Annotated in this window: 22 protein-coding genes; 17 read left to right on the top strand and 5 right to left on the bottom strand. The window is 56.1% G+C overall.

Going from position 1 to position 22,016, the window contains the following annotated elements; genetic code table 11:
- Nucleotides 1-68 precede the first annotated feature (68 nt).
- A complete protein-coding gene (locus GOX73_RS11880) occupies nucleotides 69-773 on the top strand; it encodes a CoA transferase subunit A (protein ID WP_171121862.1) in 705 nt (234 codons plus the stop codon).
- Nucleotides 773-1,399, top strand: a complete 627-nt coding sequence (locus tag GOX73_RS11875) for a CoA transferase subunit B (RefSeq protein WP_171121861.1) — start codon at nucleotides 773-775, stop codon at nucleotides 1,397-1,399. Before GOX73_RS11880 ends, GOX73_RS11875 begins: the two co-directional genes overlap by 1 nt.
- Nucleotides 1,400-1,440: 41 nt before the next feature.
- Here the strand turns inward: GOX73_RS11875 and GOX73_RS11870 are convergent, their stop codons facing one another.
- A complete protein-coding gene (locus GOX73_RS11870; RefSeq protein ID WP_171121860.1) occupies nucleotides 1,441-2,301 on the bottom strand; it encodes a lytic transglycosylase domain-containing protein in 861 nt (286 codons plus the stop codon).
- Nucleotides 2,302-2,656: 355 nt separating this feature from the next.
- Between GOX73_RS11870 and GOX73_RS11865 the strand changes: the two genes are divergently transcribed.
- The 15 genes from GOX73_RS11865 (at nucleotide 2,657) to pdeM (ending at nucleotide 17,896) form a co-directional block, all read left to right on the top strand.
- Nucleotides 2,657-2,866: a Flp family type IVb pilin gene (locus GOX73_RS11865; protein WP_171121859.1), complete on the top strand. Its 210-nt coding sequence runs from the start codon at nucleotides 2,657-2,659 to the stop codon at nucleotides 2,864-2,866.
- A 79-nt stretch (nucleotides 2,867-2,945) separates the two neighbouring features.
- Nucleotides 2,946-3,152: a hypothetical protein gene (locus GOX73_RS11860; protein ID WP_171125691.1), complete on the top strand. Its 207-nt coding sequence runs from the start codon at nucleotides 2,946-2,948 to the stop codon at nucleotides 3,150-3,152.
- 147 nt (nucleotides 3,153-3,299) lie between these two features.
- The gene (cpaB, locus tag GOX73_RS11855; RefSeq protein ID WP_171121857.1) at nucleotides 3,300-4,175 is read left to right on the top strand and encodes a Flp pilus assembly protein CpaB; all 876 of its coding nucleotides are present in this window, start codon (nucleotides 3,300-3,302) and stop codon (nucleotides 4,173-4,175) included.
- A gap of 191 nt (nucleotides 4,176-4,366) precedes the next feature.
- Nucleotides 4,367-5,773, top strand: a complete 1,407-nt coding sequence (locus GOX73_RS11850) for a type II and III secretion system protein family protein (RefSeq protein ID WP_171121856.1) — start codon at nucleotides 4,367-4,369, stop codon at nucleotides 5,771-5,773.
- A 17-nt stretch (nucleotides 5,774-5,790) separates the two neighbouring features.
- The gene (locus GOX73_RS11845) at nucleotides 5,791-6,414 is read left to right on the top strand and encodes an OmpA family protein (RefSeq protein WP_171121855.1); all 624 of its coding nucleotides are present in this window, start codon (nucleotides 5,791-5,793) and stop codon (nucleotides 6,412-6,414) included.
- Between the two features lie 195 nt (nucleotides 6,415-6,609).
- Entirely contained in the window at nucleotides 6,610-7,845 is a 1,236-nt protein-coding gene (locus tag GOX73_RS11840; RefSeq protein ID WP_171125693.1) for an AAA family ATPase, read from the top strand.
- 24 nt (nucleotides 7,846-7,869) lie between these two features.
- Nucleotides 7,870-9,315, top strand: coding sequence for a CpaF family protein (locus GOX73_RS11835; RefSeq protein ID WP_171125695.1), 1,446 nt, complete (start codon nucleotides 7,870-7,872; stop codon nucleotides 9,313-9,315).
- Nucleotides 9,316-9,327: 12 nt separating this feature from the next.
- Nucleotides 9,328-10,296, top strand: coding sequence for a type II secretion system F family protein (locus tag GOX73_RS11830; RefSeq protein WP_171121852.1), 969 nt, complete (start codon nucleotides 9,328-9,330; stop codon nucleotides 10,294-10,296).
- 10 nt (nucleotides 10,297-10,306) lie between these two features.
- Nucleotides 10,307-11,287: a type II secretion system F family protein gene (locus GOX73_RS11825; protein ID WP_171125697.1), complete on the top strand. Its 981-nt coding sequence runs from the start codon at nucleotides 10,307-10,309 to the stop codon at nucleotides 11,285-11,287.
- Nucleotides 11,288-11,360: 73 nt separating this feature from the next.
- A complete protein-coding gene (locus tag GOX73_RS11820; protein ID WP_171121850.1) occupies nucleotides 11,361-11,885 on the top strand; it encodes a tetratricopeptide repeat protein in 525 nt (174 codons plus the stop codon).
- 28 nt (nucleotides 11,886-11,913) lie between these two features.
- A complete protein-coding gene (locus tag GOX73_RS11815; protein ID WP_171121849.1) occupies nucleotides 11,914-12,765 on the top strand; it encodes a lipopolysaccharide assembly protein LapB in 852 nt (283 codons plus the stop codon).
- 3 nt (nucleotides 12,766-12,768) lie between these two features.
- A complete protein-coding gene (locus GOX73_RS11810; RefSeq protein ID WP_171125700.1) occupies nucleotides 12,769-13,314 on the top strand; it encodes a prepilin peptidase in 546 nt (181 codons plus the stop codon).
- A 118-nt stretch (nucleotides 13,315-13,432) separates the two neighbouring features.
- A complete protein-coding gene (locus GOX73_RS11805) occupies nucleotides 13,433-14,740 on the top strand; it encodes an ATPase (protein ID WP_171125702.1) in 1,308 nt (435 codons plus the stop codon).
- A gap of 40 nt (nucleotides 14,741-14,780) precedes the next feature.
- Nucleotides 14,781-17,192 carry a ligase-associated DNA damage response DEXH box helicase gene (locus tag GOX73_RS11800; protein WP_171134903.1) on the top strand — a complete coding sequence of 804 codons (2,412 nt, stop codon included), beginning with the start codon at nucleotides 14,781-14,783 and terminating at the stop codon, nucleotides 17,190-17,192.
- A 41-nt stretch (nucleotides 17,193-17,233) separates the two neighbouring features.
- Nucleotides 17,234-17,896, top strand: coding sequence for a ligase-associated DNA damage response endonuclease PdeM (gene pdeM, locus GOX73_RS11795; protein WP_171125706.1), 663 nt, complete (start codon nucleotides 17,234-17,236; stop codon nucleotides 17,894-17,896).
- 4 nt (nucleotides 17,897-17,900) lie between these two features.
- On the opposite strand, the gene GOX73_RS11790 is transcribed toward pdeM, so the two are convergent.
- The 4 genes from GOX73_RS11790 to GOX73_RS11775 form a co-directional block, all read right to left on the bottom strand.
- Complete coding sequence (locus GOX73_RS11790) at nucleotides 17,901-18,650, bottom strand: LytTR family DNA-binding domain-containing protein (protein WP_171125708.1); 750 nt, start codon at nucleotides 18,648-18,650, stop codon at nucleotides 17,901-17,903.
- A 215-nt stretch (nucleotides 18,651-18,865) separates the two neighbouring features.
- Nucleotides 18,866-19,756, bottom strand: coding sequence for a bifunctional methylenetetrahydrofolate dehydrogenase/methenyltetrahydrofolate cyclohydrolase FolD (folD, locus tag GOX73_RS11785; protein ID WP_171125710.1), 891 nt, complete (start codon nucleotides 19,754-19,756; stop codon nucleotides 18,866-18,868).
- A 47-nt stretch (nucleotides 19,757-19,803) separates the two neighbouring features.
- Entirely contained in the window at nucleotides 19,804-20,109 is a 306-nt protein-coding gene (locus GOX73_RS11780) for a chorismate mutase (RefSeq protein ID WP_171121842.1), read from the bottom strand.
- 58 nt (nucleotides 20,110-20,167) lie between these two features.
- Nucleotides 20,168-21,844 carry a formate--tetrahydrofolate ligase gene (locus GOX73_RS11775; RefSeq protein WP_171121841.1) on the bottom strand — a complete coding sequence of 559 codons (1,677 nt, stop codon included), beginning with the start codon at nucleotides 21,842-21,844 and terminating at the stop codon, nucleotides 20,168-20,170.
- Nucleotides 21,845-22,016 lie beyond the last annotated feature (172 nt).

Raw genomic sequence — 22,016 nt, 5'->3', positions numbered from 1 at the left:
ATTCGTTGACTTCCCCGTGACGTGGCGGCACAACCTGCCCATCACCATGTCATTGGGGGAGTTTCTTCATGAAAAAAGTCTATGCCAATGCCACCGATGCGCTTGATGGCGTGTTGTCGGATGGCATGCTGATTGCGGCGGGCGGGTTTGGCCTGTGCGGCATTCCCGAGCTTCTGTTGGAAGCAATTAAAGAGTCCGGCGCTCAGGACCTGACATTTGCGTCAAACAACGCGGGTGTTGATGATTTCGGCATCGGTATCCTGCTGCAAACCAAGCAGGTCAAGAAAATGATCAGCTCTTACGTTGGCGAAAACGCCGAGTTCATGCGTCAGTACCTGGCCGGAGAGCTTGAGCTAGAGTTCAACCCGCAGGGCACTCTGGCTGAGCGTATGCGCGCCGGCGGCGCTGGTATCCCCGGTTTCTACACCAAGACCGGCGTAGGCACCGTGATCGCCGAAGGTAAAGAGCACAAAGACTTCAACGGCGAGACTTATATTATGGAGGAAGGCATCTTTGCCGACCTCGCGATCGTCAAGGCGTGGAAGGCCGACGACACCGGCAACCTGATCTTCCGCAAGACTGCGCGTAACTTTAACGTCCCCGCCGCGACTTGCGGCAAGATCTGCGTGGCCGAAGTTGAAGAGATTGTCCCACGTGGTTCCTTGGACCCCGACGCCATCCACCTGCCCGGCATCTATGTGCACCGCATCATTCAGGGTAGCCACGAAAAGCGCATCGAACAGCGCACCACCCGCAAGAAGGAGGACGCATAATGCCTTGGGACCGAAATCAGATGGCCGCCCGCGCAGCGCAAGAGCTGGAAGACGGCATGTATGTAAACCTCGGGATCGGAATTCCGACGCTGGTGGCGAACTATGTGGGTGACAAGGACATCACTCTGCAATCGGAAAATGGCATGCTGGGCATGGGCCCCTTCCCGTTCGAGGGCGAAGAAGACCCCGACCTGATCAACGCAGGCAAGCAGACGATCACCGAGCTGTCCCGCACCTCCTATTTCGACAGCGCCACATCCTTTGGCATGATCCGGGGTGGCAAAATCGCCGCTGCCGTGCTGGGCGCGATGGAGGTTGACGAAGAGGGCGATCTGGCCAACTGGATGATCCCCGGCGTATTGGTCAAAGGCATGGGCGGCGCGATGGACCTTGTGGCCGGCGTTGGCCGGGTGATCGTGGTGATGGATCACACCAACAAACACGGCAAGTCCAAGCTGCTGAAGAAATGCACCCTGCCCCTGACCGGCAAAAAGGTGGTGAACCGAATTATCACCAATCTGGGCGTTCTGGATGTCGTGGACGGTGGGCTAAAGATCGTCGAGACCGCCGAGGGCGTTACCGAAGACGAAATTCGAAGCGCCACCGAAGCAACCATCGTCAACTGACAAGCATCACAGAAAAGGCCCACCAGAACGGCGGGCCTTTTTTAGTTCTGCGTCTGGAACACGCAACCGTCCGAGATCAGCTCAGGCGGTGTGGAACACAAAGCCCGTGCTATCTGAAACGCGGCCAGGACTTTGGGAACGTAATTGCGCGTCTCGGAATAAGGTGGAACCCCACCGTGTTTGCGTACCGCGCCTTCACCGGCGTTGTATCCGGCAAGAACGAGGATGGGATCGTTCCCGAACTCTTCCATCAACCAGTTCAGGTATTTCACACCGCCAGAGATATTCTGGCCCGGGTGGAAGCTGTCTTTCACGCCAAACCGTCTGGCCGTCGCAGGCATCAATTGCATCAGGCCCTGCGCCCCGGCGGAACTGACCGCATCCGAACGGCCCGCGGATTCCACGGAAATCACAGCCAGCACCAAGGCGGGTGAGACATTCGTGCCGACGGTGGAGCGAAGAATCTCAATGCCCTGCTGCTGCGCAATGTTCTGAAGCGTCTGCAATCGGGGCGAGGCGACATTGATCGCAGCCAGTGCGTTTATCGCCTCATCCAGGCGTCCCGCGCCAGATCGCGCCAAGTCGGGCGAAATCTTTTCCCAGAACTCTTTGTAGGAACCGGTGGGCTTTTCGGCCCCTCCCGGCAGGCTAGGGGGCGCAACGCGAGTCCGCGCAATAATCTCGGGAACAGCGATCTCGGTTCCAGTACTTGGGGCGAAAGGCGCTGTGGCATGTTCCTCGGGCGAGATTTGAACCGTGATCTTAGGGCGCGTACCCGGCTTTGGCGCTTTGACTCGTTTATATACGCCTCTTGGTTCTACGGATTGCGCAACAACAGGTGCAGGGCTGAAAAACAACGCAGCCACAACACCGACGCAGAATATTGCGTCCCTGAGATTCATTTTGCCCGCCTCATGCATTTATCTTTTGATTGATTTGAACCCCAGAACCGGCCCCAAAACCAGAAAAACCACCGGAATTGGGGCATTTTCGCCTCATTTGGCGCAATTTTGCATCGGGCGAATGGGTCGCCTCAACTAATTTCGCATTTTTTATCTTTATATTTCAGTAGCTTGACAAAAAAATTACCGGAAAGTTAACATTCGGCGAAAAAAAAATGGTTTTGGCCCAATTCCTGCCACGCACGCCAGTCAAACATAATGCCATACCGAGACGGTCAAGAGCGGACTGAGAGACGAAGCTCTGTAAGACGCCGAGGTTTAACAGACTATTTTGATCCTTTAGGAGGGACGTAACATGATCAAGTTCATCAAGAACTTCCGCAAAGACGAAGACGGCGCCGTAACAGTTGACTGGGTCGTTCTGACCGCAGCTATCGTTGGCCTGGCAGCCGTTGCTTACACCCAGGTTGGCGCAGGTACTTCGGACCTGGCCGGCGAAATCGACACGGCTCTGTCGGGTGTATCCGTAAGCGTTCCGGCAATTGGCGGCGCAGCAAGCAACTAATAGCCCGAACAGCATTTTAAGAGGGGTCGCGTTCGTCAGATTGCGACCCTTTTTTTATCTCAAAAAGCTGGATTGAAAAATGAACAGAATCGCAAAATATCTATTTGGTGAAGATGGGGCCATCACCGCCGACTGGGTTCTTTTGACGGCGGGTCTGGTCGGCTTTGGCGCAATTATCTTCGTAAACCTTTCTCCATCCATTCAACACGTGGACAATCAAACCGGCAATGCGCTCAGAGGCGCCGAGGTGCGAGACCCCAGTTTTCAGATACCCGCATCCGAGTAACGTTTGACTGGATCGACCGAAAATCCACGGACGCAAAAAAAATCAAGGATTGTCCCCCTTTTCGACACAATTCACGATTAGCGAGGGATGAGCTGACGCGCATTCGTTGCGACGTCATGAGTAAACAGAATAAGCGAGGGGACGCGAATGCGTGCAGTATTTGGACTAGTCCTGATTATCGGGGTGGCTCTGGCCGGTGGCGCAGTCTATTTGGCACAAGACTACATCTCCAAAACTCAGGCTGAACTTGAAAAAGAGAAGCGCGCCGCGCAGGACGCGCTTGCGAATGTAAAGACAATCACAACAATTGACGTCTTGGTCTCGAACCGCGCGCTGAAATACGGCGAGCGCCTGACCGAGGAAGACATTCGCGTTGTGCAATGGCCCGAAGATGCGATTCCCGAAGGCACCTTTTTGGGATTGGCGGAATTGTTTCCCGAAGACAAAAAAGGCGACCGCTTTGTCCTGAGAGCAATGGAAAAAGACGAAGCCCTGATGGAAGTCAAGGTGACTAAGCCCGGAGAATCGGCTGGCCTGACTTCGCGTATTGAAAAAGGGAAACGCGCTTTTGCAATCAGTGTTGATGTTGCATCGGGTGTATCGGGTTTCCTGCGTCCGGGTGACAATGTCGACGTTTACTGGACGGGATCGGTGAGTGGTGCAATCGCTGGCAACAGCGGTGAAATCACGCGGCTGATTCAAACCAACATTGAACTTATCGCGGTTGACCAAAAGGCAGGCTCCGACCTAACAGGTGCAACCATCGCGCGCACCGTCACGGTCGCGGCGACGCCTGAACAAATTGCTGCCCTGGCACAGGCGCAGAACACAGGTCGACTGTCTCTGGCACTGGTAGGAGTTCAGGACGAAACCGTCGCAAGCGCGGTTGAAGTGGACCAGAGAAAGCTGTTGGGAATCAAAGAAGCCGCCCCTGCTCCGGTGCAAGTCCAGGAAGAAGTTTGCACGGTAAATACCCGGCGCGGAGGAGAGATCGTGAAAACAGTGATTCCCTGCACAAACTGACGCCAAATCAGCGATTTAGACGTACAAGCCGCGCATCTTGCGCGGCTTGTGTTATTTTGGATGTTGCGCATTATCCACATAAGGAAAATTCCAGAAACCATTGATTATTGCAATAAATTCACAAGTCGCGCAGTGTTAACTGGCATAAGGCACTAGACCTACAACGAGGCGTGATCGGAGAGGCAGGTCACATGAAAATACAATCTTGGATTAGCGCGACCCTTTTGGGGTTGGCGCTTGTAATGAGTTCCGTCGGCGATGCCGCCTGGGCTCAAAGTTTGCGCGTGGTTAAGAAGGGTACGGCGGAAACGCTCGATGTCCCGATGAACCGCGCCATTGTCGTAGAGAGTGAGGAACCGTTTGCCGAACTCAGCATCGCCAACGCCGGCATTGCTGATATTTCGTCGCTTTCGGACCGCACGATTTATGTTTTGGGTAAAGCCCCCGGCTTGACCACCCTGACGCTGTTTGACGGGGCGGGCAACTTGCTTGCCAACGTTCGCGTCCGCGTATCTCCGGACGTTTCGGAGTTTAAAGAGCGTCTGCGGCAGATCCTGCCAAGCGAACCGATCGAGGTCCGCACGGCAAATGACGGGATCGTGCTGTCTGGCACTGTTTCCAGCTCGGCCAAACTGGCCCGGGCACTGGAACTGGCAGAGCGCTACGCACCCGAGCGTGTTTCGAACCTGATGTCGGTTGGCGGCGTTCAGCAGGTCATGCTGAAGGTACGCTTCGCCGAAATGAGCCGTTCGATCGCAAAAAGCCTTACAGCATCGCTGGGCTTTGGCGGTAGCGACGTAACGGGTGGTTTCAACACCTTGAACAACGCTTTGTCGCTACAAAACGCGATCAACAACAACATTCCGGTGTCTCAGACCAACACAGGCGCGATCCTGTTCGGTTTTGGTGCCGGTTCGACGCAAGTTCGCCTGTTGTTGGAAGCACTTGAGGCAAAGGGCCTGGCGCGCAGCTTGGCGGAACCCAACCTGTCTGCCCTGTCCGGGCAGGAAGCTGAGTTCCTCGCGGGTGGCGAAGTACCAATTCCGGTCCCTGCCGATGACGGCAACATCGCGATCGAGTATCGGGCCTTCGGTGTTCAGATTATCTTTACTCCGCGCGTTGTGGACGGTGATCTGATCAACCTTGAGATGGGCACATCTGTTTCAAGTATCGACAATAACTCGGACTTTACGATTGCAGGTAACAATGTTCCTTCGTTCGTTGCACGTCGGACCAAAACAACGGTCGAACTGCGCGACGGTGAAAGCTTTGCAATCGCGGGCCTGATCCAAGACGACTTTGCGGACCTGAACAACCAGGTGCCATGGCTGGGCGACGTCCCCGTTCTTGGGGCCCTGTTCCGCAGCGCCGAGTATCAGCGTCAGCAAACCGAACTGGTCGTCATCGTAACCGCACACCTGGTGTCGCCGACTCGCGGTGAAGCTCTTGCTCTGCCGACGGATCGGGTCAAACCGCCAAGCGAGTTCGATCTGTTCATCAACGGCCGGACCGCAAGAACCGAACGTCTGGGTTCCGGTGGTGCGTCTGAAGTCGCCAAGCAAGACTTCGGTAGCTCATACGGCTACGTGCTGGAATGATAAGGAGGATAGGACCAATGCAGAAGTGGATCATCACACTGGGTCTTTCGGTCGCTGTCGCCGCATGTACGCGTGAGGCCGGATATGAAGTTGACCAAGGTGCGTTCGGAAATGCGACTCTGAACAATTCGCAAGTCATGACTGGCGAATTGACATATGCCCAAATCCTGGGCCGTAGGTTCGCAGCCGAAGTTCCGACGCAGATCAACTTTGCCTTTGACAGCGCGCAGTTGGATGCCAGCGCACAGCGCATCCTGCTGCGGCAGGCAGACTGGATCAAACAGTTCCCCGAAGCGCGCTTCCGCGTTTACGGTCATACGGATGCTGTTGGATCCCAGTCCTACAACCAAAGCCTCGGCCAGCGTCGTGCAGACGCAGCGGTTGCCTTCCTGACACGTCAGGGCATCTCGCGGTCGCGACTGGAAGCCGTTGTTTCCTTTGGTAAAACTCGACCCTTGATCGACACGCCGAACAGAGACCGCCGCAACCGGCGTACGGTTACAGAGGTTTCAGGCTTTGTTGATCGCGCACCTCAGCTGTTGGATGGCAAGTACGCAGAAGTCATCTATCGCGAGTATGTCGAGAGCGCGACCAACCTGAGCTACATCACTGATGTAGACGCGACAGACATCTCTGAATAATCTTTTGAATTGGGCGACATCGTCGCCCAATTCCCAACAATTGGTTCTTTTGCGCCTAATTCTTGCCTAAGTTCCAAGCCACATTTTCAACAATTGGGTGAACTGCGACCGGATAAGGCCGCAACAGGGCAACAGAAGCCTGACCGGACCATTTGGTTCGCGAAGGTTACTGCCCTCTCGACGAGGACTGTGTTAATGACCAGCGCAACGACGCAAGATGATAAAACCGCTATTCTGGCCTGCACAATAAGCCGGGATGTCCAGAATTTTGATCTTCTGATCGAAGACATGGAAGCCGCTTTGGGTGAGCGTTGGGGCGACTTGGGGTTTGCCGAGGCTTTGGCCTTTTTTGGACAGCCTGAAGCCGATCACCTTGAGTTCGTTGCCCTAGCTATTGACGGCGAAGACGAAGACAACCTTACCCTGATGGGTGAGATCATCACGCAGGCCAAGGAAAAGAAGATCAAAGTTGTCCTGATTGCCGAGGACGTGACGCCAGCTTCATTGCACCAGTTGCTGCGCAAGGGCGCGGATGAATTTGTCCCCTACCCTTTGCCAGAAGGCGAGTTGCAAGAAGCAATCGAGCGTATGAACAAGCCCGACCCGGTCGTTTTGGCGCAGGAAGCGGCCGTTTCGCTAGCGCAGGGCGAATCAAAAGAAGGCGCTTTGTTTGTGACCCACGGTCTGGCCGGTGGCGTCGGATCGACGACTCTGGCGGTAAACCTGGCTTGGGAGCTGGCTTCGATTTCGGAAAAAGAGGCCCTGTCTGTCTGCCTGATCGACCTGGACCTGCAATACGGCACTGTTTCAACCTATCTGGATTTGCCGCGCCGGGAAACTGTTTTTGAGATGCTCTCGGACACGGCGTCAATGGACGATGACGTGTTCTCGCAAGCCCTTCAAACTTATGAAGACAAAATGCAGGTCCTGACGGCACCGTCTGATATGGTCCCGCTGGATCTGATCACATCAGAGGATATTCAGCGCGTCATTGATACGGCACGCCGGCACTTTGACTATGTGGTTGTGGACATGCCCACAACACTGGTTCAGTGGTCCGAAACCGTTCTGCAAGCTGCACATGTGTATTTCGCATTAATTGAACTGGATATGCGGTCCGCGCAGAACGCTTTGCGCCTGAAACGGGCACTTCAAGCCGAAGAGCTTCCGTTCAACAAGCTGCGTTTTGCGATGAACCGTGCGCCTAAATTCACGGATCTGAACGGAAAAAGCAGGATCAAACGCATGGGCGAGAGCCTTGGCATTTCGATCGACCTGCAATTGCCCGATGGCGGAAAGCCGGTGATGCAAAGTGGCGACCATGGTCTGCCGCTGGCCAGTTCTGCCGCCAAGAACCCGCTACGTCGTGAAATTGCGAAGCTTGCGAAATCTCTTCACAGCCTGGGCAGCAGCAGCGCCGAGGCCGCATAACACAATCCCAAAGGGAGAGCCGCCGTGTTTTCAAGATACAAGAAACAGCCCGAAGCGCAGCCGGTTCAACCGGCGGAACAAGCGCAAGCCGCAGCGCCCAAACCCGCTGCTGAACAGGTCCCTTCCGCGAATGCCGTCGCGCGTCGCCCTGTGAAAAAGAAGGCAGCAGAGCCTGCAGCCTCTGATCGCGAGCGCAAACGCAAAGAGCGTCTTGGCGAGATCAAGATCGAGTTGCACCGCGAACTTCTTGAAAACCTCAACCTCGCGGCGCTTGAAAACGCGGGTGAATCCGAACTGCGAGCTGAAATTAGCGCAATTGCCAGCGAAGTTCTGGAACTCAAGAACATCGTTCTAAACCGCGAGGACAGATCGCAGCTTAACAAGGAACTGTACGACGAAGTTACAGGACTTGGTCCCTTGGAGGCGTTGCTGCAAGACGATACGGTCAACGATATCCTCGTAAACGGACCTCAGCAGATTTTTGTTGAGCGTGCGGGCAAGCTGGAAATCAGCGACATTACGTTCAAAGATGAAAGGCACCTGATGCGGATTATCGACAAGATCGTGTCCGCTGTGGGTCGTCGCGTAGATGAATCCAACCCATATGTTGACGCCCGTCTTGCCGATGGTTCGCGTTTCAACGCAATGGTTCCTCCGATTGCCGTTGATGGTTCTTTGGTTTCCATTCGTAAGTTCAAAAAGGACAAACTGGGGATTGACGATCTGGTCAATTTCGGAGCGTTCACCGAAGAAATGGCCGCCTATCTGCAGGCAGCGGTTTCAACCCGCCTGAATGTCATCGTTTCTGGCGGTACGGGTTCCGGTAAAACGACAACGCTGAACGCCCTGTCCAGCTTTATCGACGATGCCGAACGTATCCTGACCATCGAGGATACCGCGGAACTTCAGTTGCAACAGACCCACGTGGGCCGGATGGAAAGCCGCCCACCGAACGTGGAAGGCAAAGGCGAAGTCAGCCCGCGCGACTGTCTGAAAAACGCCCTGCGTATGCGCCCCGACCGCATCATCGTGGGCGAGACGCGTGGCGCCGAGGTCATCGACATGCTGCAGGCCATGAACACCGGTCACGACGGCTCGATGACTACGATCCACGCCAACTCGGCCCGCGACGGTATTTCACGTTTGGAAAACATGATCGCAATGGCCGGTATCGAAATGCCCATCAAGGCGGTCCGCAGCCAGATTTCATCTGCTGTGAACCTGATCGTACAGGCCAGCCGCCTACAGGACGGCTCGCGCCGGATGACCTCGATCACCGAGATCACCGGCATGGAGGGCGATGTGATCTCGATGCAGGAAATCTTTAAATTTCAACGCGTTGGATTGACCCCAGACAACAAGATCATTGGTCATTTCACAGCAACCGGCGTTCGCAGCCACTTTTCAGAACGCTTCCGTTTGTGGGGCTTTGACCTGCCCCCGTCCATTTACGAACCAACGACGATGTAAGGAGAGCCAGATATGCAACTGCCGTTAGAGGCCCTTATCTATGTTGTTATCTTCGTCGCTGTTCTGGCGTTGGTCGAAGGTATCTATCTTGTCGCATTCGGCAAATCCATCAGTCTGAACAGCCGGGTCAACCGGCGCCTGGACATGCTGGATAAAGGTGTCGGGCGCGAACAGGTTCTTGAGCAGCTGCGGAAAGAAATGCAGCAGCACATGAAAACCCAGAGCATCCCGCTCTATTCTCTACTGGCTGACAAGGCGCAGAAAGCTGCGATTGCATTTTCGCCCCATCAGTTGATTGTCATAATGGCATTGTTGTCGGGGTTTGCGTTTGTTGGGCTGAGTATCGGCACAGCAACAGACACTTACCTTCGCATTGCAATCTCGATCGCAATCGGTGTCGGTGGCGTCTATGCTTGGGTAAACCACAAGGCGTCGAAACGGATGGCCCTGCTGGAAGAGCAGTTGCCTGACGCCGTGGAATTGATGGTACGTTCGCTGCGCGTTGGTAACCCTTTTGTGTCTACGATCCAGATCGTTGCAAACGAAGTTCAGGATCCTCTGGCCACCGAATTCGGCGTGATTGCAGACGAGTGTGCCTATGGTCGAGACGTCGGCGAAGCCCTGAAGGACCTGGCCGAGCGTCTGGATATGCAGGATTTGCGCTTCTTGTCTGTGGCCGTGGGAATTCAGCAGCAATCAGGTGGTAACCTTGCCGAAATTCTGGCTGGTCTGGCCCAGGTGATCCGGGCGCGCTTTCGGCTGTTCCGCCGCGTTAAGGCAATCACTGCCGAGGCAAAATGGTCCGGCAAGTTCCTATCCGGTTTCCCGGTCTTCTGTCTGATTTTCATTCTGGTGAAAGACCCGGGTTACTATGACGATGTTCTAGACCACGCATGGTTCATTCCCGGCTGTTTCTTCGTTGGGATCATGCTGACGCTGAACCTGATCGTCATGCGCATTCTCACAAACATTAAGGTCTGAGGTAAGTATCATGGAGTTCTTGGCTCAAATTAACGACCAGCTGAAAGATAACCTGGGTGAATTCGGGCCCTTGATCGTCGTCGGCGTGCTGGGGGTCTTTATGATCCTGGTTGCGGTTCCGCTGATGATCAATCAGCCCGAAGATCCTCTTAAAAAGCTTCAGCGATCTAACGCGGCTCCGAAGAAGGGCAAAAAGGAAAAGCGGGACAAGTTGCGTAATGCAAGTCGCAACGAACAGCTTGAAAAGTTTGCGACATTTCTTGAACCGCAAAACGAAGAAGAACTGTCGGCCATGCAGCTTAAGCTGCGTCAGGCCGGATATCACTCAAAGGATGCCGTCCGATTCTTTCACTTTGCCCAATTCGCGCTGGGGATCGTCGGTATCCTGATCGGTGTGATGTTGGTGACAGTGCTGGCCGGGGACGAGGAATTCACACCCTCGCAAATGGCAATTCGTGTGATCATTCCGTCAACCGCAGCCTATTTCCTGCCGCGCTACTGGATCACACGCCGCGTAGCCGAGCGGGAAGAGGCGATCGTTGCCGGTTTCCCCGATACGCTGGACCTCATGCTGGTTTGCGTTGAGGCCGGGCAGTCTCTGGACCAGGCCATCGTCCGAGTGGCAACTGAAATGAAAGCTTCCTACCCTGATATTGCACAGGAATTCGAAGTCGTTGCCTACGAGCTTAAGGCAGGTAAGGATAAAGACACCGTCCTGCGCGACTTTGGCACGCGCTGCGGGGTGCAGGATGTCAGCTCTTTCGTTACGGTGATGATCCAATCGGCAACCTTTGGTACGTCAATTGCCGAGGCTTTGCGGGTTTACGCCAGCGAAATGCGTGACAAACGCGTGATGCGCGCGGAAGAGGCCGCTAACAAGTTGCCAACCAAAATGACACTTGCCACAATGATGCTGACGGTGCCGCCGTTGCTGGTCATTCTTGTTGGACCTTCGGCAAAGGGCATCGCAGACTTCGCAGGTGGCAACTAGGGGAGCCTTCAGCCCTATGATTTCAACAAGCAGGTGCGTCCAACTCGGGATTCGCCGCGCACTAGGGGCCGCTATGGTGATGACCATGGTGGCCTCTTGCACGGAAACCAGCGTTTCGGACCAGTTGGATCCACCGGGTATTGATCCGAAGGGGCAAGTTGAAGACCCGTTGGTTGTGGGCAATCGCCTTTTGGTGGCCGGAGAATATGACCTGGCGCTAGATTCATTTGCCCGCGCGGCCCTGGATCAAGGTATGACACCGGAAATCATGGCGGCGATGGGCACCGCAAACCTTGGCCTCAGGCAGCTCAAGCCGGCTGAAACCCTGCTGCGTCGTGCCGTCGCTGACGAACCAGACTGGCCGGTGGCGTGGAATAATCTGGGCGTTATTCTGGTGGAAAAAGGCGAATACCCCGAAGCAGCGCAGGTCTTTCGGCGCGCCTTTGCATTGGACAATGGCGAAAGTGACGCAATTCGCGACAATCTTCGCTTAGCACTCGCAAAAATGGAAAATCCTGTTAATACTACACCCGAAGAACAAGAATACACACTGGAGCAGCAAGGCGACGGGCAATTCAAGCTGCGCAAGCTCCCGTAACTTAGGCAAGAGCAGTAAGGGACGCAAAATGCGCCAACAATTCTTGATTCCGGCAATGGTTCTGTGCGGGCTGACCCTGTCTGCCTGTGAAAAAGAAACCGAAGAGGAAAAGGTCGCGAAGACGTTTCAGGAAGTGAACGTCATCGACGAGACAAACCTGAACGAAGTTCTGCTGACGGCGGCCGACCCGAATGAGGCTGTGACCTATTTCCAAGGTGCGGCTGCCAAAAATCCCGGCCGTATCGACCTGCAGCGCGGTTTGGCAATTTCGCTGGCACGCGCCAAACGCACGACCGAAGCAGCCGCCGCATGGAAAAAAGTGACAACCATGAAAGGTGCGGCCAACGTCGACAAGGTCGAATATGCCGACGCGCTTGTGCGTTCGGGCAACTGGACACAGGCAAAAACGGTTCTGGATTCCATCCCGCCAACGTACGAAAGCTTCAAGCGCTACCGCCTCGAGGCTGTCGTTGCGGATTCCAAACAAGATTGGAAGCGCGCGGATCATTTCTATGAAACTGCTGTCGGGCTGACCACGCGCCCCGGAAGCGTCATGAACAACTGGGGATACTCCAAGCTTTCTCGTGGCGAATTCGAAGAGGCCGAGCGTCTGTTCACAGAAGCTATTCGTCAGGACAACACTTTGTTTACCGCCAAGAACAACCTTGTTTTGGCGCGTGCGGCACAGGGAAATTACAGCATGCCTGTTGTCCCCCTGACGCAGGCGGAACGTGCTATGTTGCTGAATACGATGGGGATTTCTGCGGTCAAGCAGGGTGACGTCACGACGGCCAAGAACCTGTTCCGTGAAGCGATCGCGACGCATCCACAGCATTTCGAAGAAGCTGTCCGCTCGCTCCGGGCGCTCGAGGAAGCCTGATTGATGAGCATTCCCGCACTTGCCGCGGGCTGGTTCTTACCGTTTGTTCTGCCGATCTGCTTTTACGTGGCCTTCACAGACTTGCGTGACATGCTGATCAAGAACCACGCGGTGATCACGCTGGCCTTGGTTTTTGTTGTCGTAGGGCTGTTTGTTCTGCCGCCTTGGTCAACCGAATGGACCACTGGTTGGGTCGGCCCGTTTACCATCACGTTGCCCCCGTATGTTTGGCAATTGCTGCATATCGTGGTTGTCCTGATCCTTGGAATCTTCTTCAACGCGGCGGGCCTTATGGGGGCTGGAGACGCCAAATTTCTGGCGGCGGCTTCTGCATTTATCTGGCCGGGGGATTACATGACAGCGACCATGATCCTGGTATCCACGACACTGGCCGCGTTTGTAACCCACCGGCTTGCCAGAAACACCGCCCTTAGAACCATTGCTCCTGATTGGGAGAGTTGGAACCGCGCCAAGCAGTTCCCAATGGGCTTTTCGCTGGGCGGCGGATTGGCCATCTATTTGATGTTGGGGACTGTTTACGGGTCGTAAACTATCATCAGACCGCCTTTTCCCTGCCTTGGTGATGACACAAAGCAGGACCAGATTTTCCGCAAGTGGCCCGGCATCGGGCAATTGGCGTGAATACTGGATAAGACGGGCGACGCTCATGAATATGCAGACGACTACGGTAATGGCCCCTCCTGCCCCCAAAGGGTTGGGTGAAATGCAGCTTCCCATCGTCATGATGCGGGACATCCTGCTGAAGACAATTTTCCGCAAAAACGTGGATACTGTGTCCGAGGTTGCCGCGGCCGTGTGTTTGCCCGGTTCGGTAACGCAGGAATTGATCGACATCGCGCGCGAACAAAAGCTTCTTGAGGCAACCGGTACGCTGAACGCGAACAGTGGCAACGAAATGGGATACCAACTGACGGATGCGGGCAAGGCACGTGCCTTGGACGCGCTAAGCCAGTCGGAATATTTTGGCGCAATGCCGGTCCCGCTGGATGTGTACCGCGAGCAGGTCAAACGCCAGTCGATCCGGAACATTCAGGTCACGCGTGATCAACTGACCGGAGCCATGGGGCATCTGGTTCTTCCCGACAGCCTTCTGGATCATCTGGGCCCCGCGGTCAGCGCGGGTCGGTCGATCCTCATGTATGGCCCCCCCGGTAACGGTAAGTCGTCAATCTCGAACGGTATTCGTGATGCTTTGGGGGACAGCGTGTATGTCCCGCGCGCCATTGAATATGCCGGTCAGGTGATCACCGTCTACGACCCGATCGTGCATACCGCGATCGAACAAGAAGCCGACGATCCAAATAGTTTGCGCCGCCGCAAACGGTTCGACACGCGCTATGTTCAATGCGAACGCCCGACTGTTGTGACTGGCGGTGAACTCTCGCTCAGCATGCTGGACCTGGTCTACAACCCCACCGCGCGGACCTATCAGGCCCCGCTGCAGCTTAAATCGACTGGTGGCATCTTTATCGTGGACGACCTTGGGCGTCAGGCTGAACCGCCACAGGCGCTGATCAACCGCTGGATTGTTCCATTGGAAGAAAACAAGGACATCCTCGGCCTGCAATCGGGTGAGAAATTCGAAGTCCCCTTTGACACGCTGGTTATCTTCTCGACCAACTTCCACCCGAATGAAATCTTCGACCAAGCGGCCCTGCGCCGGATTTTCTTCAAGATCAAGATCGACGGTCCAAACCAGGAGAACTTCTTGAAAATCTTTGCCATGGTTGCCCGTAAACGCGGTATGCCGTTGGATGAGGCCGCCCTGGTGCACCTGCTGAAGGTCAGATACCCGACCATCAACAATATTTACGCGAACTATCAGCCCATCTTCTTGATCGATCAGATGATCTCAATCTGTGAATTCGAGGGCATCCCCTATCAGATGAGCCCCGACCTGATCGACCGCGCCTGGGCCAACATGTTCGTCAAGGACGAGAAAATCGTCAAATAACGCCGTGCCATTTCGGGGCCGGGCCGAGTAATCTGCGCGTATGACGCAGATTCCCGCCCGGATCACCGACTGGTTCACCGCCAAAGGCTGGTCCATCCATCCGCATCAGCAAGAAATGTTCGACCGGGCCGCTGATCCGGCAACCCTGCTAATTGCGCCCACGGGTGGTGGCAAGACCATGGCTGGCTTCCTGCCGACCCTGTCCGATTTGGCGGCGCGGGATCATGCCGGACTTCACACGATTTATGTCTCGCCCCTCAAGGCGCTGGCCGCTGATATCCGGCGCAACCTGCGCGGCCCGGCGGATGACATCGGGTTGAAAATTCGCATCGAAGACCGGACGGGAGACACCTCGGCCACACAGAAAAAGCGCCAGCGTGTCGACCCGCCGCATATTCTGCTGACCACCCCGGAAAGTCTGGCGCTGCTGACGTCCTATGAAGATGCGCCAAGGATGTTCCAAGGCGTGCAGCGCGTAATCGTTGACGAAATCCACGCGTTGGCCGAAAGCAAGCGCGGGGACCAGTTGATGTTGGCGCTGGCGCGACTGCAAAGCTTCTGCCCAGAATTGCGCCGCGTGGGACTGTCCGCCACCGTTGAAGACCCGGACGCCATCGCGCGATTTCTGGCCCGTCACCCTGACCCCTGCCCTGTTGTTCAGGCTGACCCCGGCCCGGATCCTGACATCCGAATGCTTAAAACGCAGGAAATGCCGCCGTGGTCAGGCGGTGGTGCAGCCTATTCCATCCCGGCTGTGCTTGAGCAAATCAAACAGCACAAGACGACGCTGATCTTTCACAACACCCGCGCGCAGGCCGAAATTTTCTTCCACAACCTGTGGCTCGCCAACGAAGACGCCTTGCCAATTGGCATTCACCACGGCAGCCTTGACCGGCAACAGCGTGAACGGGTCGAGGCTGCGATGGTACGCGGCGATCTGCGTGCAATTGTCTGCACGGGCAGCCTTGATCTGGGGATCGATTGGGGGGATGTCGATTTGGTGATCCAGATCGGTGCACCCAAGAACGTCAAACGGCTGGTGCAGCGGATCGGGCGGGCCAATCACCGGTATAACGCACCGTCCAAGGCCGTGCTTGTACCCGCCAACCGCTTTGAAGTGGTCGAATGCATCGCTGCGCTGGAAGCCGCCAAAGCGCACGATCTGGATGGAGAGCCGCGGGGGGCAGGGCCGCGGGACGTGTTGTGCCAGCATATCCTGATCGCTGCGGCTGCTGCCCCATTTGAGGCGGACGCGTTGTTTCAGGAACTGACGACGGCTGGCCCCTACGCTCGACTTGCAAGGACTGAGTTCGATGCCTGTTTGGATTTCTGCGCGACCGGAGGCTATGCCCTGCGCGCGTATGATCGCTGGCAACGCCTGCAACAAAGACCTGATGGCAAATGGCAACTGCGTGACCCGCGTGCCGCGCAGCGTATTCGCATGAATCTCGGGACGATTCAGGACACCGACACGCTGAAAGTACGGCTCAGGCGCAATCGCGGCGGAAAACCACTGGGTGAGGTTGAAGAGGCTTTTGCCGCCTCATTGACCCCCGGTGATACGTTCCTGATCGGTGGACAGATCGTGCGATACGAAGGGTTACGCGACATGACGGTCGAGGTCAGCCGCCAAGCAAACCGCAAGCCAAAGATCGCAACATTTTCCGGAACCAAATTTGCCACCTCCACGCAGTTGAGCGACCGCATTCTGCGCATGTTCGCCCAAGCGGACTGGCCGCAATTGCCTGCGCATACCGCCGACTGGTTGGCCTTGCAGCGCGACATATCCGGATTGCCGCAACGCGACAGGTTGTTGATCGAAAGCTTTCCCAGTGACGGGCGCGAACATCTTTGTGTCTACGGGTTTGCGGGCCGAAACGCGCAACAGACGCTTGGGCTGCTGCTGACAAAAAGGATGGAGGAAACGGGCCTCGCCCCACTGGGTTTTGTCGCCACCGACTACGCGACATTGATTTGGGGGCTGGACGCGGTGACCGACCCCAGCCCCTTGTTCCAAATTGAGGCCTTGCGAGAAGGGCTAGACGTCTGGTTGGCCGGAAACGCCGTGATGAAACGAACCTTTCGAGCGTCAGCAACAATTGCCGGGCTGATCGAACGCAACACAGGCGGCCAGCGCAAAAGCGGGCGGCAGGCGACGTTTTCCTCGGATATCCTCTATGACACGCTTCTGAAATACGATCCTGAGCACCTGTTAATGCAAATCACTCGGGAAGAGGCCATGCGTGGTTTGGTGGATTTTGGACGGATCGAAGCGATGATCGAGCGCATCGGCAACCGGATCGACCTTTTGCGTCTGGATCGTGTTTCGCCTCTGGCCGCGCCTTTGTTTCTGGAGGTTGGAAAAGTACCCGTCAAAGGAGCCGCCGAAGAACGATTGTTGGAGGAAGAAAGCCTGCGCCTGTTACAGGAGGCAGGGTTGGACCCTGCATAAACCCTCTTGCACAACAGGTTTAAACTCGCAAAGAACACAGCATGAACGACCTGACATTTTCCTTCGCTGGTCAAAGCCTTTGTGCGATGGGATCCGGGGCATTGTGGTGGCCGGATCAAGGCCTGTTATGTGTCTCTGACCTGCATCTTGGTAAATCAGAGCGTTTAGCGCGTCTGGGCGGGCCATCGCTGCCGCCTTATGACAGCCGGGACACACTGTCACGTTTGGCCGCAGATATCGCGCGGACCAATGCCCAAACTGTCATCTGCCTAGGCGACAGCTTTGACGATCTGGAGTCTCTAATTGGTTTGGACCCGGCGGAAAAGATCCGGATTACAACGTTGCAGGCGGGGCGGCGCTGGATTTGGATCGAAGGAAATCACGACCCCGGCCCCGTCGAACTGGGGGGTAGCCATCTGGCCGAGTTTGACGTTGAGCCTTTGATCTTTCGCCACATTGCGCAGCCCAACGCCAAGGCCGAAGTTTCCGGCCACTACCACCCCAAAGCGCGTCTTCGGGCGCGCGGTAGTTCCATCACCAGACCAGCCTTTCTAGCCGACAGTGAGCGGCTGATTTTACCCGCTTACGGAACCTATACCGGTGGGCTTTACAGTACTGCCGAGGTTCTGCATGACCTGATGCAAGATGATGCGATAGCAATTTTGACAGGCACCCAACCGCGGATGATCCCGATGCCACGGTGACGTCCTATTGGATGATACCGTCACATTCCAACTCAGGCTTGTATTTCCTGCTTACTGGAACAAGCTCGTCGTTCTTGAGCCGCAGGAAAATCTTGCCGCCCCGCCGTTCAACACCGGACACGGCCGCGTCGACCACCCAATGCGAGCGATGCGTGCAATGGCCATTTACGGGCTCCATCTCGGCAATTGCGTCAGTAAACCGGGACCGAATAGTAAATGTGCCCTCGGACGTTACGACGTCAACCGAGTGATCCCTGACCGCCAGCCGAAACACCTGACCTTGGAAAGAATGTGGCAACCTGTTCAGCAGCCGTGGTTTCTGAGGTTCTGGGGCCTGATCCGGGCTGGTTTCCAAAGGTTTGCTTCGCACCAAAACAAGGCCGGTTGCGAACAAACCGCCATAAGACGCAACTGAAAGAATTCCCGGCGCCTGTTCCCCTTGGGCAGCAAGCAGAAGCCAGGCGAACAACCAGACTGACGGCACGAACAGGGCGAAGACCAAGGCGACTTGGGCAACATCACGCCCTCGGAACTCGACAAATGAAAGGTATTCGAAAAACAGCTTTCTAACGAACCACGTCAACGCCAACGCAAGGGCCATAGCACCACACCAAAACAGGAGGCGCGGCAAGAAAGACAGTGATATGCCCGGAAACGGTTGAAACGCGATTGCCAACAAGGGCAAGAACACCAATCCTGCCACGCCCCGTTGCAAGGTAAATTCGGCCAGAATTGAGCGAAGCGTCGTCTTCATGCTTGTTCGAACAAAACCTACAGTCACATTTCACAACACACCAAGCCACAACAAGATCAGATCGTAACTGGCTGGGAAAAATGAAATATCACCGATCGAAGAACATTCAAACCCCGAGGGAACAAACTTAATTTATCCTAATGAAACATTTAGGCCGATGAGCGTCATGCTCACCGGCCTAAATGTTTAGGTTCTAAACTACCGAGGCCCGACCGTCAGGCTGTCAGGCCTTCGGGTTCCGACAAACCATTGGCACGGCAGCAGGCCGTCACCGTGTTGGCCAGCAGGCAGGCAATCGTCATTGGGCCGACACCGCCTGGAACCGGAGTGATCGCACCCGCGCGTTCCGCGGCGCTGGCATAATCCACGTCACCCACCAGCTTGTTCTTGCCGTCACGTTCGATCCGGTTGATGCCCACGTCGATGACGGTTGCGCCTTCTTTGATCCAATCGCCCGGCACCATCTCGGGGCGTCCCACGGCGGCCACAACGATATCGGCGCGGCGGACAACGTCCGGAAGGTCCTTGGTGCGCGAATGCGCAATGGTCACGGTGCAGCTATCACCCAGCAACAGTTGCGCCATCGGTTTGCCCACGATGTTCGAACGGCCAATCACCACCGCGTCCATTCCGGACAATGAACCATGATGGTCGCGCAGCATCATCAGGCATCCCAGCGGGGTACAAGGCACCATCGACTTCTGGCCTGTGCCCAACAGACCCACATTCGAAATGTGAAACCCATCGACGTCCTTGGCCGGGTCGATCGAGTTGATCACCAAGTCTTCGTTCAGATGTTTGGGAAGCGGCAACTGCACCAGAATGCCATGCACCGCCGGGTCGGTGTTCAGCTTGTCGATCAGCGCCAGCAGGTCGTCTTCCGAGGTTTCGGCGTCCAGCTTATGCTCGTACGAGTTCATGCCGACCTCGACCGTCTGCTTGCCTTTCGAACGGACATAAACCTGGCTAGCGGGGTCTTCACCCACAAGAACCACCGCCAGACCGGGCGTGATTCCGTTTTCCTCTTTCAACTTAGTGACCTGATCAGCCACCTGCGCGCGAACCTTTGCTGCGAACGCCTTACCGTCAATAACCTGGGCTACCATCCTGTCATCCCTTCCTTGAAAACGGAGCGGGCGCTTAAAACGCCCGGTCAGTCAGAGCCGAGAACACGTTCCTCGCGTGCAATCGACCACTCTATCAGTATGCGCCACATCTGCTCGGCCAGGTCCGGGTCCATGCCCAGATCGTCCGAACTTGCGCGCACGCGCTGCACCACTTCTTCGACACGGTCCGGAATGCGGGCGGGCAGCCCCTCGGCCGGTTTCAACTGCGAGGCACGGTCGATATATCCCGCGCGCGCCACCAACTTCTCGATCAGTTGACGGTCCAGCTTGTCGATCTGAGCCCGCAATTCCTGCATTGAATTGCAGTCCTGCGGTGGTGTCAGAGTGGGCATGTTCGTCTCCTCATGGCCCGGGGATGTCCCCGGACCACGAGATGTCTCATTTGGGGGCTTAGAACAAGCCCTCGATCTCACCTGCGTCGTTTAGGCAGATGGTTTCCGCAGCCGGTTTGCGGGGCAGACCGGGCATGGTCATGATCTCGCCGCAGACAACCACGATGAAGCCGGCACCTGCGGACAGGCGAACCTCACGCACCGGGACCGAGTGACCGTTGGGCGCGCCGCGCAGGGTCGGATCGGTCGAGAAGGAATATTGCGTTTTCGCCATGCAGACCGGCAGATTGCCATAACCCGCCTCTTCCCAATCGCGAAGCTGGTTGCGGATCTTGTTGTCGGCCAGAACCTCGTCCGCGCGGTAAATGCGCTTGGCGATGGTTTCGATCTTTTCGAACAAAGGCATTTCATCGGGATAGATCGGCGCGAAGTTCGCGGAACCGCCTTCGACGATCTCGACAACTTTTTCAGCCAGCGGTGCAGAGCCTTCTGAACCCAGTTCCCAGTGACGTGACAGGATCGCTTCGACACCGTGTTCACCGCAATAGTCTTTGACGGCCTGCACTTCAGCATCGGTGTCGGTGACAAAGTGGTTGATGGCAACCACAACAGGCACACCGAACGATTTCACATTCTCGATGTGACGACCCAGGTTGGCACAGCCCGCCTGAACCGCGTCGACGTTTTCGGCACCCAGATCGGCCTTGGCCACGCCGCCGTTCATCTTCATCGCACGCACGGTGGCGACCAGCACCACAGCCGACGGAGCAATGCCCGCCTTACGGCACTTGATGTTCATGAACTTTTCGGCACCCAGATCGGCCCCAAAGCCCGCTTCGGTCACAACATAGTCAGCCACTTTCAGCGCGGTCTTGGTTGCGATGACTGAGTTACAGCCGTGTGCAATGTTCGCAAACGGACCACCGTGCACAAAGGCCGGGTTGTTTTCCAGCGTTTGCACCAGATTCGGCTGCATCGCGTCCTTCAGCAGAACGGTCATTGCGCCCTCGGCCTTGATATCGCGGCAATAGACCGGAGTCCTGTCGCGGCGATAGGCCACGATGATATCACCCAGTCGCTGTTCCAGATCTTTCAGGTCGTTGGCCAGGCACAGGATCGCCATGACTTCGGACGCAACAGTGATGTCAAAGCCTGCCTCACGCGGAAAGCCGTTCGACACACCGCCCAGCGAAGCAGTGATCTGACGCAGCGCACGGTCGTTCATGTCGACCACACGACGCCATGCAACGCGACGGATGTCGATGTCGCACTCGTTGCCCCAATAGATGTGGTTATCAATCATCGCCGACAGTAGAGAGTGGGCCGAGGTGATGGCGTGGAAATCGCCTGTGAAGTGCAGGTTCATTTCCTCCATCGGAACAACCTGCGCGTAACCGCCACCTGCAGCGCCGCCCTTCATGCCAAAGTTGGGGCCAAGCGAGGCTTCGCGGATACAGATCATCGCGTTCTTGCCAATGCGGTTCAGGCCGTCGCCCAGACCAACGGTTGTGGTGGTCTTGCCTTCACCCGCAGGGGTCGGGTTGATCGCGGTGACAAGGATCAGCTTGCCGTCTTCCCGGTCCTGAACCGAGTTGATGAAGTCCTGGCTGACTTTAGCCTTATCGTGGCCATAGGGCAGCAGATCGGCGGACTCGATGCCGATCTTGGCGCCGATTTCCTGAATCGGCTTCTTGTTCGCTTCGCGGGCGATTTCGATGTCGGATTTGTAGCTCATTGGGCAGGGTCCCTGATTGAATGCCGTGCAAAACCAACGCAGGGCGTCGGCGCTGATCAACCCATACAGTTGTGAACCCCGGCAATGAATGTGGATTCCGACATAATCAAGCCCCGAAACGGCGTAGCGTCACTTACAGGATGGCGTCACGTAACTTTGATCGTTTCCCATC

It is taken from the genome of Ruegeria sp. HKCCD7221, from assembly GCF_013031225.1.
In the GTDB taxonomy this organism is placed as follows: Bacteria; Pseudomonadota; Alphaproteobacteria; order Rhodobacterales; family Rhodobacteraceae; genus Ruegeria.
The sequence above is the reverse complement of the archived record's forward strand: the minus strand, read 5'-3'. Positions and strand labels throughout refer to the sequence as shown.